This window comes from Haloarcula sp. H-GB5 (assembly GCF_054850705.1).
Genome location: NZ_JBTWBG010000003.1, coordinates 39,734 through 52,609, shown reverse-complemented (window position 1 = coordinate 52,609; position 12,876 = coordinate 39,734). Strand labels below are relative to the sequence as shown.

Here is a 12,876-nt window from a genome sequence, read left to right as displayed (position 1 = left end):
AGGCCGGTCATTTTTGATCGCTATATGTTCTCGTCAGCCCCTCTATGTGGTACCGCAAGCTGATAGACTGAACGTCGAATCTTGACTGAAGGCGCTAGATGAAGGTTCGGACAGCACTCAGAATATCTGCAGGCTGCTGCGGTTCGAAGCTCTCCTGATACTCAATGTCTGACTTCGCTAATCGAGCTATTCCGTCTAACCCGATGGTGTGATGAATGGGCGATACTACACCGGTGATAGTTTTTGTCCAGAAGTTCTGGCACAACAACCTGCGTTTATACGACTCTCCCTGCACGAAGGAACGCACAGCAGCTCGGCCGGATTGTGCCGCATGAACCATTCCAAAGCCCGTCAGGCGGTTCGCCAATCCGATGGCATCACCTGCAATATGTACTGTGCAGTCGTTTAGCTCGTACGAACAGTGTGAAATACTCCGCAAGCCGTTTGAGACGTCCGTTCCGCTGTACAGGGCCTCCCGCTCTGGGGGCTCAATGTCGATTTCCGCAAGCAACTGTTGCATATCCTCGTACAGTTCGGCAGGGGACTTGCTCTCCCGACAACCAAGACCGACAGTTGCTTCGTCTGGCGATTGGGGCACGATCCAGAGGAAGTAGTTCTCGTACGCAAGCGCTCTTGGTTCGGGATACAGATGGGAGAAGTCGGCCTCTATCCTCCCGCTCAGCGTCGGACACGCTACGTCATACGACAGGGGCGTAAACCGACTCGAAATCGGGAACTGACCGGTGGCATCAATTAGCAGATCTGATTCCGTAGATAGCCTTCGGAACTCCGATTCGTCGACTTCTGTGTCCTCTATAATCTCTGTTCGTTCGAGCGTGCCTGCCCAGTGTTTCTCTAACTCCCCTCTATTCAATATCACGCCATCGGGGACGTTTATGACAGTCTTCCCGTCAGAACCGACAAATATCCCGGTGTTAGCTTCTCTGACGTAGCCCGGAACGTGCCGATCTAGTGGCACTTGTGAGTAGTCCCAGACCATCTCCCCCCATGCGTCCCTTCGATCACCGCTGTATGTGCCCTTATCGTAGAGTTGCACGTCCGATGTGACCTCTTCAGCCAGTTGGGCTGCCGCCAACCCGGCGAATCCCCCTCCGACGATAGAAACTCTCATACTGTACCATTCGAGGGTAGCTATTTCAAATATCCCATTGCCCGCCCGTATTTGACGCCGTTTCCACGCCACAACCGACGTTTGTCTATCGACCAGCGTAGTGCTCGTGTGGTCCTCCCTGTTTTGGGAGTCCTGTTTACACATCACCAAACACAAGTTAACATCTGTGAATAGAGCGGTCAGGGTGAACGGAGAGAGACTCGATAGCCGAGGTCTAACAGAATATGTGACAATATAGCTGATAGATCGCATCGGAAACTCAGTCACGTCTTTCTACCTGAAGGACGCTGAATAGGGACCCTGACAGCATCCGGCCGGAGAAAAGTAGCCGAGTCCAGTAGCAAACTCACGAATCGTATCAGCTTTAACCAGTTCTGACGATAATATATCCAAGGACTCTGCTCATACAGCTACTATCAAAATTCGGGTAGTAAATTCAGCACAAAGACCAATGAGTAGCCACAATACAGCATTATATCAATCAATAAAGTTGTAAAGCCGCTATTCAACACCTAAAATGCAGACGCCGACATTTTGGTGTCGTGAGACATTCACATGGTCGTCTTCTCATCAAATTATACCGTGTGGGGGTAACGAATGTACCACTGTTATTATGTTGCGGCCGTGGCCGTTCTATTGGCTCTGAATGTTTAGTCCCACTCCGGCCACGCTCCGCTGCTCGCATCACATGAATCGACTGAGAGGTCAGAGATGTGGTTGCTGATGAGCGGAACAATGACGGTTGGTGTGGTGTCTTTGAATGTCGGCTGCGCAATCGGCTGAGACTACCTGAGTTGTTGGATGGAGACAAACTCCCATCTTACCGTCCTGCACGGGACCGATTACCCCTTTTTCTGTGCATTGAATATACCGAACAAAATCCCGGTAGCTCTGATCCCCGCTGCACTGGCTGGCGTGTGGCTGAGGCCATACAGAAAGAGCGCACGAGGTGCCGTTGTCGGCAGGGGTGTTCCCTCGCGTTAACACGGAACTCCGATTCGGAATTAACGAATATAGCAGAATTGCAAGCCGCTATGCGTCGTTTTAGGCAATACTCGCTGCGACTGTTGGGCCTGATAAAGAACGTGTGAAATGCGGCGCTACATCACTGCCGTGTGCGATATCTGCGCAAAGAATCTTTGTTAACGCTCCGCAGAAGTGACCATGGTATTTGATATACGTGAATACTACTCATCGCTGGCGGCTGCGGACTCCAAATTGATCTCGATGATGTTTGCTGCCTCCATCACCAATTCCGGAAGATCACTACGGAGGTATTCGCCGGAGAGTCGCATTTTCGGTGCGGTCACGCTGATCGCACCACAGACTGTTCCGTCCACGTCCTGTATCGGAGCGCCTACGGATCGTAGTCCCCTGATTTCCTCCTCATCGTTTACTGCGTATCCCCTATCTCGAATGTCCGCGAGTTCTTCCCGCAGTTCGTCGGGTTCAGTGATCGTCTTTTCTGTCTGCTGAACGAGTCCCTCAGCGGCCACTGTTTCAGTGACTCGCGCTTCGTTGAAATGTGCCAGCAGCGCTTTTCCGGTCGCAGTACAGTGGAGATACTGCGGGGATTCCCTGGTTCGTCGTTGGTAGTCCACGGCCACAGTCGCGCCCCCATTGTGCTCGTATAGCGTTACCTCCCTGTTCCGGTACGCAACTGTGAGGTGGACCCATTCGTTTGTCTCTTCGGCGAGGCGCTCTACTTCCTCTTTGCCGTGCTGATAGAGGTCGACCCGATTCCGGACGCTCTCACCGAGCGGTATGAACCGCAGCCCTAATCGATAGATGCCATCTGATTTATCGATAAAGTCCTCAGCAACGAGTGTCTGTAGATACGTATGTAGTGTACTTTTAGCAACATTTATGTCTTCACAGAGATCGGATAGCGTCGCCTCAGACTGTGACTGAAGTTCACGCAGGATCTCACTGGCAGTCTGCATTGACTTGATTCGTCGGGACGGTGGTTCGCGTTCAGTCATGTGTTGATCCTCGTTTATCATGGTTATATGATTTTGGTATATCGAACGCACAGTCTGTTGCTGGTTCCTTTCAAAAATACGGATCAGACTGGGACGATCTGTCTCGGCGCAGCGGATTTCGAAGCACAGTCGGATCCGGTCCAGACATCACGACTGGCTGCCCCCTTCTCTCCATGAACTTTTATTAATGATGGTGTCGATGGGGCAAATGACATGCGCTGTTGCCACAGCCGGTGTAGTCGCCAAACTACTCGTATAGAGTCTGAAAAACCGATTCGTCTCTCATCAGAAGGGACAGACCCTGATGCAAATACATCGCTGCGCAACCAGCGGAATCGAGATACGTAATAGAATCAATACGTATGAGTTCTGAATTCGACATCAAGCTGTACGACGACATCGACCCCGAAGACCGGCCCTCTCTGGGGGAGGCGCTGATACCGATCATCGGGATGCTAACCGCACTGGGCATAGGAATCGGAATCTACGGACTTGACCCGCAGTTCCCCCTCCTCTGGGGCATTGCCTTCACTGGACTGTTCAGTTACTACCGATTCGACATCTCTTGGGACGAGATGTATGCCGGGATCACACACACGTTGCTGATGGGTATTCAGGTCGTGTTCATCCTGTTTATCGTCTATGCGCTTATCTCGACCTGGATACATGCTGGAACGATCCCGACGCTCATGTACTACGGCCTTGACCTGCTGCATCCGATAGTGTTCCTCCCGCTCACAGCGATCATCACTGCGGCGATAACGTTTGCTATCGGGTCATCGTGGACCGCAGCGGGGACGCTCGGTGTTGCCTTCATCGGAATCGGTTCGGGACTCGGGCTCCCTGAGCCGATGACCGCAGGTGCAATCCTCACGGGCGCATACACCGGTGACAAGCAGTCACCGCTCTCGGACACGACAAACCTCGCTTCGGCGGTGACGAACACCGATCTGTACGATCATATCAATGCGATGCGGGCAGGGACGTTTCTTGCCTTCTCCATCGCTGTCGTCCTGTACGCCGGCCTCGGCATCCGCGCCTCAGGGGCCATCCCTGTCGACCGGATCGCTGAGATCCAGACGGCACTTACGGGTTCGTTCACGATTTCTCCGCTCGCGTTCTTCCCACTTATCGTGACATTTGGGCTGGCGATCTACGGCATCTCCGCAATTCCGGCTCTCGGTGCCGGTGTCTTTGCCGGCGCGATAACCTCGGCTGTGCTTCAGGGCAACTCGTTCACGTCGGTCTGGACTGTCGCACAGAGCGGGACAAGCCCGGAAACGGGGATGGAGCTCGTGAACGGCCTCCTCTCGAGCGGTGGCATGGTTGGCGGTGCATGGGCGGTAACAATTGCTATCGCCGCACTCGCACTGGGCGGCTTGTTCGAGTGTACTGGAATTATCGCCGTCTTAGCTCATCATCTCGGTCGGCTCAGCAGGAGCGTCGGAAGTCTCACCGGCATTACGGTTCTGTCGTCAGTCTCGATGAACGTCCTTGCGGCAGAACAGTACATCAGTATCGTTGTTCCCGGCGTGACCCTGGGCAGTCTCTACGAAGAGAAGGGGCTCAAGACCGAGAACCTCTCGCGGGCGATCGAGTCTTCCGGCACTGTCACAAGTGCGCTCATTCCATGGAACAGCGGCGCGGTGTTCATGGCTGGCACGCTCGGCGTCAGCACGTTCCAGTATGCGCCTTACTACTTCTTGGGCTTCCTCTCGCCGCTCATCCTTATTCTGATGGGAGTTACGGGCTGGCAGATCACTTATACTGAGACTGATACCGACGACCATATGACGAGTAACGTGGCTGCACCGGCAGATAGCGACTGAGGGCACCATTTGAAACAAGTAACTAAGTGAGAATCCGAACCCAACTCGGAATCTACAGTATCTCTCCGTTCTTGGACCTGTTGCCTACTGGGTCCAGCTTAGTAGGACACGAAATACAGTAATTGACACAGTTTGGCAGGGAAGAACAGTCGATAGACCGGAAGCCTCGAATTACATAGGGTATCTGGTTTATTATGAGAAGTATCAAAATAATTTTGCTTGTGGGGCCAAGTGACGACTCCACTGGAAATAAAAACAACAACATCTCTCATTCTAGCGAATAATGCCAAATCTCGGGAGGCGATGGCTTTGTGTGCCGGTTTAAGATACTAACAGATCCACTTTCACTTGATCTCGTGGATAAACAGCGCCGCAGGTATCTCTGTGTTAAAAGCGGTAATAGGGGCCTTGAAGACGGCGGATATCTAAATATGCTCCTGCGTTGAACGGCTAGTTCATTCTGAGTTAGTGGCTCGCCACGCGAGCGGAGACAACACAATCACTGGAACACCTACCAAATAGCAATACAACTAGCTTATAGTAAAATATCACACGATCACAACAGAGTCGGTTCCGATCGAGAAGGAACCGTGCAGGACTTATTTCACTGCTCTGTGGCCGGTAGGTCGACACCTGTCGCGCGTTCTCTGAGTGAAAACGGATGAGATACCTGACGGTCGTACTTGGGGGGGGCGGAACTGGCAGTAACTATTGCAATCTAGCCCACCATACGTTATAGATCACTGATTCAGTTGCCCTACCCCGTTTAGACCACGACAACACGGTCGGTTTGCCAGCATCCACGGAACTCACCGACGGACTGTACTGACAGACCGAACTCGTACGTGGTTGTCCGTCCATTTGGCCCGGTAATCGTTACCCGCTGCTCAGCGTAGTTCTCGTCTTGCTCGACAGGCCCTCTCACGGCCTCCTCGAAGTCGATCATGGGACGGTACTGTGGTGACTGGACCATGGCTATGAATCGGTCAAGCGGGCCAGTAGAGCGGCGGTTGGCGGGGGAAGCGAAGTTGTATGCCGTCATGATACCCGCGTTCTCAAACGGGTCGTCGTTCGTTTCCAGCGCGTCAAGCTGGAGGGCGACGGCGTCACCGGGGCTGTACGTCTCGCTGGGTGTCGGAAGGCCGGCCACCGGGTACTCACGTTCAGACATTGGCATCGTGGGACGAGCGCGTGTCTGTAACAGGTGCTGTATCAGCATGAATGGCACGTCTGAGCAGGTCCGCGCAGGACACCGACGGGAGTTTGTGGTACCGATAACTAGAACAGTCCACCACGAACATGGCCACACTCAGGGACGCAGTTATCGAAACAATGCTGCTTGACGAGAAGCAGTTTCGCCGGCGGCTACCGGACCTCGTCGAAACACATCAACTCCGGAGTGTTGACCCGGAACCCGCTGACGAGTCACCGGCCGCTATCCTTCAGGACCTCGATGGGTTCGAGCCCGACTCTGTAACGGCGTTTGAGCGAGACCTGATCGCCAGAATGGTTCGACTCGGAACGGTGCCGGTGGGCCTGACGCTCACTGGTCCGGCGTATCAGGACAATCCAGTCCGATATGCGACACAGACGTTCCAGGAGATGACTGGGTACTCGGTAGCCGCGCTTCACGGCGAGAACCTTCGATTGCTGCAGGGACCAGCAACAGACCCCGAGGCGGTCGCCACGCTTCAGGAGGGGATCGATATCTGGGAACAGCGGACCGTCGAACTATGGAACTATCGCGCGGACGGCACACGCTTCAGAAACCGGGTGACGATAGTGCCACTCACCGGTCCTGACGGCTCCATCACGAACTGGCTCGGGGTGCAGAAAGCCATCGACACAACAGACGACTAACTATCGGTAGCACTACAGAACGATACGTCCCATCACGGGTACCCAGTCAGCCTGCAGTATAGAGTAAATACGCCAATGCCGTTGTCATCCCGGTAGCAATCAGCAACGCCCATCCGGTTAGCCGGACACGTTTTCCGTACTCGCTCAAACTGCCGTCTTCGGTTCCGAGTATCGTGACGAGTTGACTCGGATGCCTGAACGGACTCGGTGGTTTTGGGGCAGGCAGTCGCTGCCGGAGCTGCCGGTACTCGGTGAACGACCAGATGCTGTACAGACACAGCGAGAGGATCATCCCGACCCAGAAGCAGAACGCTGCGATCAGGGGGAGTCCGACCGGACCCAGAAGTTCTGCCTGTATCCCCTGCGGTGCCCCTCCAAATCCACCAGTATTCAACAGGCCGAAAACTAAGACGACCATCGAGAGCCAGAACCCGGCGAAACAGATACCGAGAAGCTGTTTCGATAGCCGGTGAATAGTCGCTCCGTGACGGGCAACCCATGACTTGCGAGGCGCTGGCTGTCTCTCACTCGCAGGGCGTAGTTCCTGTTTGCCCGGGTTCTCAGCCCCCAGTCCAGCTAGCACACCGATCACAGAGAGAACGCCGCCGACGGCGATGGCGCGCAGTGGGAACGGTGTCCGCTCCCGAATCAGGAACGCGTCGTCCGGGTCGGCTGGTGAGGCGTACGCGCGGGTCGTTGTTCCAGACTCGTATGACTCGACTACCGACTCCGCTTTGGACCGGTCGGAGTATGTCCGGATGCCTGTGCTCGGGAACACCTGTTCGCTGGTGTACGTTTCCCCCTGATACCGGTACGTGTAGTGAATCTCCGGTTCGTAGTCGATCCCCCGACCGCCGTCCAGTCGGTCGACACGAGCGTCGGTGATGGTTGCCTGGACGGCCACGGCGTTGTTGACCGCCTGGGACTGCTGGACGTAGTCGTACCCGCCGAACCCGAGAAGACCAGCGGCAAGGAGCAGCAACAGCGCGCTCTTCCGTGAAAGGTGGAGGGTCGTGATTCCGAGCGGGACCTTCATGTCAAAAGACAGTATTGTGTCCCGCTCGTATGAGCGTAGCGCTCGAAACAAAACACTTCACGGGCCGGCCGGCTTCTATCTGAGAGCGACCGAATCAATACGCTATCGGTCGTCGACCTTTCCGTCACGTCGGTCACGCTTTCTCGCTTCCGGGTCCCGCTCTGCCGGATCGCCGTGTCCGCCGCCACCGGGCGTTCGGACGGAGACGGTCGATCCAGCTTCGACATCCACGGAAGCCTTCGCGGGAACCGGCTCGCCGTCGACCAGATTCTCCCCCGTCGCACCGTCCTCGCCACCATCGATTCCAGCAGGAGCCGTCCGCCGCCGCTCCGTCAGGAGGGACACGGTGGCATCTGTCTCGACGGTGACGGTGCGTTCGAGCCCCAGCCCGCCGCGGTATTGGCCGTCGCCGCCGCTTGATGGACGTAGTGCGTACCGTTCGACCCGGAGCGGATACTCGGTCTCCATCGCTTCGACGGGCGTGTTGAGCGTGTTCGTCATTCCGACCTGTACGCCATCCATGCCGTCTTTCCCGGGTCGGGCTCCGAACCCGCCGCCGATAGTTTCGTAGTAGGTAAACTCACCAGTTCGGTCGCCGATGATGAGGTTGTTCATCGTTCCCTGTCCACCGGCGGGAACCCGGTCGGGGACTGCCGTGGCGAGCGCCGCCAGCGTGACATCCATGACGCGCTGGCTCGTCTCGACGTTGCCACCGACGACTGCGGCCGGCGCGTCCGGGTTGAGCACTGACCCTTCAGGCGCGGACACAGACACGGGTTCGTAACAGCCGTGGTTCGGCGGAATCTCCGGGTCGGTGATCGCCCGGACGACGAAGTAGACCGCGCTCTTCGCGACTGAGAGCGGCGCGTTCAGGTTGCCCGCCACCTGATCAGCTGTCCCGGCGAAGTCGACAGTGATCGAGGCTCCATCGATGGTGACGGCCACCTCGATCGGGATATCGGCATCAGTCACGCCGTCGCCTTCGAGGATATCCTGCGCTCGATACGTTCCGTCCGGGAGCGCGTCGAGTTCAGCCTCGACCCGCTCGCGGGAGTACTCGATGACAGCATCGAACGCATCGAGCAGGGTCGGCCCGTGTTCTTTGAGGAGTTCACCGATGCGTTCCTCTGCTCGTTCGTTTGCGGCGCGCTGGGCCCGGAGATCCGCCTCGCGCTCGTCCGGTGTCCGGACGTTGGCACGGATGAGGTCGTGGACCGCCTCGTTGGGTTCGCCGCCGTCGACGAGCCGAACGGCGGGCAGGCGGAGCCCCTCCTCGTAAATCTCCTTTGCACCCGGTGGCATACTCCCCGGCGAACTCCCGCCAACGTCGGCGTGATGTGCCCGCGAGACGGCGTATCCAATCACCTCGTCGTTTGGTGCGATCGTCGAGACCAGCGTGATGTCCGGGAGGTGCGTCCCGCCGGCAAACGGGTCGTTGACGATGAACACGTCGCCTGGCTTCGGGTCCTTCTGCAGGACGATATCCACCGCGTCGGGCATCGCGCCGAGGTGGACCGGGATGTGTTCTGCCTGTGCGATCATCCGACCTGACGCGTCGAAGAGCGCTGTCGAACAGTCCTGTCGCTCCTTGATGTTCGGGGAGTACGCTCCGCGGATGAGAACGTGGCCCATCTCGGTTGCAACGCTTTCTAGCTGGTTCCTGAGGATTTCCAGCGTCACTGGGTCGATCGTCTCCTGTTCGTCAGTCGGTGTCGTGGCTTCGTCGTTCATGTGTCGCTCACCGCTGCTGTCAGTGTTCCGTCATCGCGCACCTGGACGTTCCAGGCCGGTGGGATGACGATTGTGCTCTCATCGCCCTCGACAATGGCTGGCCCGTCGATTCCGCCCTGTGGTGGCAGTTTCGATCGCTCGTAGACCGGCGTCTCCTGAACGGCGTCGGCGAACACCGCCTCACGGGACCCCTTGTGTGGGTCGCCAGCGGCAGTGTACTCGACTGGCGGTGCAGTCCGTTCGACGGTCGTTGTCACGCGACAGTTCACCAGTTCGACCGACTCGTCCGCTCGGTAGCCGTATGCGGACTCGTGGGCTGTGGCGAACCGCTCGCGGGCGTCCGCGGTGTCGAACGGCCGGTCGACGTCCACGGTGAGTTCGAAGCTCTGGCCGGCGTACCGGAGGTCGGCAGAGCAACGCACTGTCGCCGTTTCGCGGTCGCTCACCTCCGTCAGTAGTTCTTCGGCCAACTCCTCGTAGACGGCCTCGACATCGTCGGGATCGACCGCATCGAGCGACCGCTGATACGTCCGTACCGCGTCGCGCTTCTCGTCGGCTGCGAGGAGGCCATATGCCGACAGCACGCCTGAGGCGCGCGGAATCACCACCCGGTCGATATCAAGGCTATCCGCGATGGATGCCGCGTGCATCGGCCCGGCCCCCCCGAACGCGGCGAGCCCGAACTTCCGCGGGTCGTAGCCGCGCTCGACGGTCACGGAGCGAATGGCTCTGGTCATGTTCGCGTTCGCGACGCGGTAGACGCCACGGGCGGCTTCTAGGGGCCCATCGAGCCCCGCCTCGTCGGCGAGATCCGAAAGCGCGTCGTAGGCGGCATCCGCATCGAGCGAGAGTTCACCGCCCAGACTGGTACTTGCGCCGATATAACCCAGCACGAGGTTCGCGTCGGTGACGGTCGGCTGAGTCCCGCCCTTCCCGTAGCAGGCGGGGCCCGGGTTCGCTCCGGCGGAGCGCGGTCCGATACGGAGTGCGCCTCCGGCGTCAACCCAGGCAATGGACCCGCCACCCGCGCCGACTGTTTCGACGTCGACCATCGGCGTCTTGATCGGGCGCTCGTTGATGACGCCCTCCGTCGTCCGTTCGGCTTCGCCATCGCGGACGAGGCTCACGTCGCTAGATGTCCCACCCATATCGAACGTAACGAGCCCGTCCTGTTCGTCAGCCGCCATCGACCCTGCCCCAACGACGCCAGCAGCAGGGCCAGAGAGGACGGTCGTCACAGCGTTCCGCCTGACAGTGTCGGCGTCGGTGATGCCGCCGTTCGCCTGCATAATTCGGGGCTGTGGAATCCCGAGGTCCCGCGCACGGTCGGTCAGACGGCTGACGTAGTGGTCAATCGCCGGCCGGACGTACGCGTCGACGGCCGTTGTCGACGTTCGTTCGTACTCGCGGAACTCGGCGAGGACTTCGTGCGAGGCCGAGACGGGCACGTCGAGTTCGTCCCGCAGGATGTCTGCGACGCGTGTTTCATTTTCGGGGTGTGCGTACGCGTGCAGGAGCGAGACGGCGACGGACTCGACATCCATCCCGCGTAACTGCTCGGCGATTGCCCGGACTTCGTCCTCGTCGACGGGCTGTTCGATACCGTCGGTGGTCGTCCGTTCGGACACTTCGAAGCGGCGGCGGCGGGGAACCAACGGTGTCGGCTTTTCGGCCGACAGATCGTACAACGACGGGCGGTCCTGCCGACCGATCTCCAGAACGTCCCGGAACCCGTCGGTCGTGACGAGTGCGGTCTTTGCGCCGTCCTCTTCGAGGAGCGCGTTGACTGAGACAGTCATCGCATGGGAGAACTCGCTTATCATCTCAGGATCGATGTCGGCCGCTTCGCAGGCCTTCTCGATCCCGGCAATGACGCCCTCGCTCTGGTCTTCGGTACTCGGGACTTTCGCGGTAACGAGTTCGCCGTCGAGCGACAGCGTCACGTCGGTGAAGGTGCCGCCGACGTCGACACCGATCCGCCGATCTCCCATCTACAGCACCCCCGCGACGCTGAGCAGGGTCCGAACCCCGAGCCACACGACGATGAGCGTCACGATCACGCCGAGGGCGTTCGCTATCGACCCGTTCGTGTACTCGCCGAGGAGGTCCCGCTGGTTCATCGCGTATATCAGGAATACCGCGACGATCGGCAATAAAATCCCGTTGACCACCTGTGCGAACACAATGATCTGGACGGGACTGCCGCCCAGCAACACCGAGAGAACCCCGACACCGAGGATGGTCCCCCAGACGGCACGGAACTGTGTACTCTGCATATCTGAATCCCAGCCGAGTGCACCTGTGGTCGCCCACGCGCCCGCGAGCGGTGCTGTCGTCGCGCTCGTGAACCCGGCGGCGAAGATGCCGATACTGAAGAACAGTTCGGCGTACGGCCCGGCAATGGGCCGGAGCTGTTCGGCCATCCGCCCGATATCGCTGATCTGCGTTCCGGGCTCGAATGCTGCGGCCGCAGTCACCATGATCGTAATCGTGATGACGCCGCCTGCGATGATCGAGAGCACCGTGTCGATGCGGGAGTGGCCGATATCGTCGGGACCGCTCCACCGCTCTTGGACGTTACTCGCGTGCAGGAACAGGTTGTACCCCACGATTGTCGTTCCGATGAGGCCGGTGATGAGGTACAGCGACCCCGAGGGGATACCGGGGACGAACCCCATCGCAATCGCACTGGGGTCGGGACCGATGAGGACCGCCGACGCCACGAACGAGAACGCCATCACGGCGACCAGCCCAATGAGCGCTCGTTCGATCAGCTTGTAGCGCCCGGTGTAGAGCAGGAGTCCAGCCACGAGTCCCATCACGACGCCCCAGACCGTCGAATCGATACCCGTGATCGTGGCAAGCCCCGCGGCACCCCCGAGGATGTTCCCGGCCTCGTAGGCGGCGGTCCCCACGCCAATCGCGCCGACAACGAGAAATATACTCACGTACTCGACGACCTGATTGTCGAACCGCTCCCGAAGTGCTTCGCCGAGTCCCTCTCCCGAAACAAGGCCCAGCCGCGCACTCATCTCCTGAAGAACAATCGTGGCAACGATCGAGAAGACCATCGTCCACAGTAGCGCGTAACCAAACTCCGCACCGGTGACGCTCGCAGTCGTGACCGTGCCAGGCCCGATGAACGCGGCGGCGACCATCGCACCCGGACCGACGGCTTTGAGTCGTTCTGTAATGCTCATGATTGTTAGCTTTGATATCCACTGTCACGGTCCCAGCAGGTACTGAAAAACATTGTTAAGACCTGTGTGTGGCCGGAACATCGGTCGTATGAATCCTACATCTGTT

The 12,876-nt window shown here is 58.4% G+C and carries 9 protein-coding genes; 2 read left to right on the top strand and 7 right to left on the bottom strand.

Features of this window, described 5'->3' with window-relative positions; all coding sequences use genetic code 11:
* Positions 1-94: 94 nt before the first annotated feature.
* Positions 95-1,276, bottom strand: coding sequence for an NAD(P)-binding protein (locus ACYJ11_RS15765; RefSeq protein ID WP_461648481.1), 1,182 nt, complete (start codon positions 1,274-1,276; stop codon positions 95-97).
* 1,043 nt (positions 1,277-2,319) lie between these two features.
* On the bottom strand, positions 2,320-3,114 hold the full coding sequence (locus tag ACYJ11_RS15760) for an IclR family transcriptional regulator (RefSeq protein WP_461648480.1): 795 nt from the start codon (positions 3,112-3,114) through the stop codon (positions 2,320-2,322).
* A 362-nt stretch (positions 3,115-3,476) separates the two neighbouring features.
* Between ACYJ11_RS15760 and arcD the strand changes: the two genes are divergently transcribed.
* Positions 3,477-4,943, top strand: coding sequence for an arginine/ornithine antiporter ArcD (arcD, locus tag ACYJ11_RS15755; RefSeq protein ID WP_170098783.1), 1,467 nt, complete (start codon positions 3,477-3,479; stop codon positions 4,941-4,943).
* 766 nt (positions 4,944-5,709) lie between these two features.
* Here arcD and ACYJ11_RS15750 read toward each other — a convergent pair.
* Positions 5,710-6,114 carry a DUF4864 domain-containing protein gene (locus ACYJ11_RS15750; RefSeq protein ID WP_461648479.1) on the bottom strand — a complete coding sequence of 135 codons (405 nt, stop codon included), beginning with the start codon at positions 6,112-6,114 and terminating at the stop codon, positions 5,710-5,712.
* A gap of 128 nt (positions 6,115-6,242) precedes the next feature.
* Here ACYJ11_RS15750 and ACYJ11_RS15745 point away from each other — a divergent pair, with 128 nt between their 5' ends.
* The gene (locus ACYJ11_RS15745; protein WP_461648478.1) at positions 6,243-6,803 is read left to right on the top strand and encodes a PAS domain-containing protein; all 561 of its coding nucleotides are present in this window, start codon (positions 6,243-6,245) and stop codon (positions 6,801-6,803) included.
* A 46-nt stretch (positions 6,804-6,849) separates the two neighbouring features.
* On the opposite strand, the gene ACYJ11_RS15740 is transcribed toward ACYJ11_RS15745, so the two are convergent.
* The 4 genes from ACYJ11_RS15740 to ACYJ11_RS15725 all read right to left on the bottom strand — a co-directional run bounded on the left by ACYJ11_RS15740 (position 6,850) and on the right by ACYJ11_RS15725 (position 12,770).
* The gene (locus ACYJ11_RS15740) at positions 6,850-7,839 is read right to left on the bottom strand and encodes a DUF3592 domain-containing protein (protein WP_461648477.1); all 990 of its coding nucleotides are present in this window, start codon (positions 7,837-7,839) and stop codon (positions 6,850-6,852) included.
* 102 nt (positions 7,840-7,941) lie between these two features.
* Positions 7,942-9,570 carry a hydantoinase B/oxoprolinase family protein gene (locus ACYJ11_RS15735; RefSeq protein ID WP_461648476.1) on the bottom strand — a complete coding sequence of 543 codons (1,629 nt, stop codon included), beginning with the start codon at positions 9,568-9,570 and terminating at the stop codon, positions 7,942-7,944.
* A complete protein-coding gene (locus tag ACYJ11_RS15730; RefSeq protein ID WP_461648475.1) occupies positions 9,567-11,561 on the bottom strand; it encodes a hydantoinase/oxoprolinase family protein in 1,995 nt (664 codons plus the stop codon). The genes ACYJ11_RS15735 and ACYJ11_RS15730 overlap by 4 nt, the downstream gene beginning before the upstream one ends.
* Positions 11,562-12,770, bottom strand: a complete 1,209-nt coding sequence (locus ACYJ11_RS15725; protein ID WP_461648474.1) for an Nramp family divalent metal transporter — start codon at positions 12,768-12,770, stop codon at positions 11,562-11,564.
* Between the last annotated feature and the right edge of the window lie 106 nt (positions 12,771-12,876).

Excerpts from the sequence above, each read along its gene's own strand:
- ACYJ11_RS15765 (WP_461648481.1), bottom strand. The coding sequence starts at position 1,276 with ATGTGTAAACAGGACTCCCAAAACAGGGAGGACCACACGAGCACTACG.
- ACYJ11_RS15735 (WP_461648476.1), bottom strand. The coding sequence starts at position 9,570 with ATGAACGACGAAGCCACGACACCGACTGACGAACAGGAGACGATCGAC.
- ACYJ11_RS15750 (WP_461648479.1), bottom strand. The coding sequence starts at position 6,114 with ATGTCTGAACGTGAGTACCCGGTGGCCGGCCTTCCGACACCCAGCGAG.
- ACYJ11_RS15730 (WP_461648475.1), bottom strand. The coding sequence starts at position 11,561 with ATGGGAGATCGGCGGATCGGTGTCGACGTCGGCGGCACCTTCACCGAC.
- ACYJ11_RS15745 (WP_461648478.1), top strand. The coding sequence starts at position 6,243 with ATGGCCACACTCAGGGACGCAGTTATCGAAACAATGCTGCTTGACGAG.
- ACYJ11_RS15760 (WP_461648480.1), bottom strand. The coding sequence starts at position 3,114 with ATGACTGAACGCGAACCACCGTCCCGACGAATCAAGTCAATGCAGACT.
- arcD (WP_170098783.1), top strand. The coding sequence starts at position 3,477 with ATGAGTTCTGAATTCGACATCAAGCTGTACGACGACATCGACCCCGAA.
- ACYJ11_RS15725 (WP_461648474.1), bottom strand. The coding sequence starts at position 12,770 with ATGAGCATTACAGAACGACTCAAAGCCGTCGGTCCGGGTGCGATGGTC.
- ACYJ11_RS15740 (WP_461648477.1), bottom strand. The coding sequence starts at position 7,839 with ATGAAGGTCCCGCTCGGAATCACGACCCTCCACCTTTCACGGAAGAGC.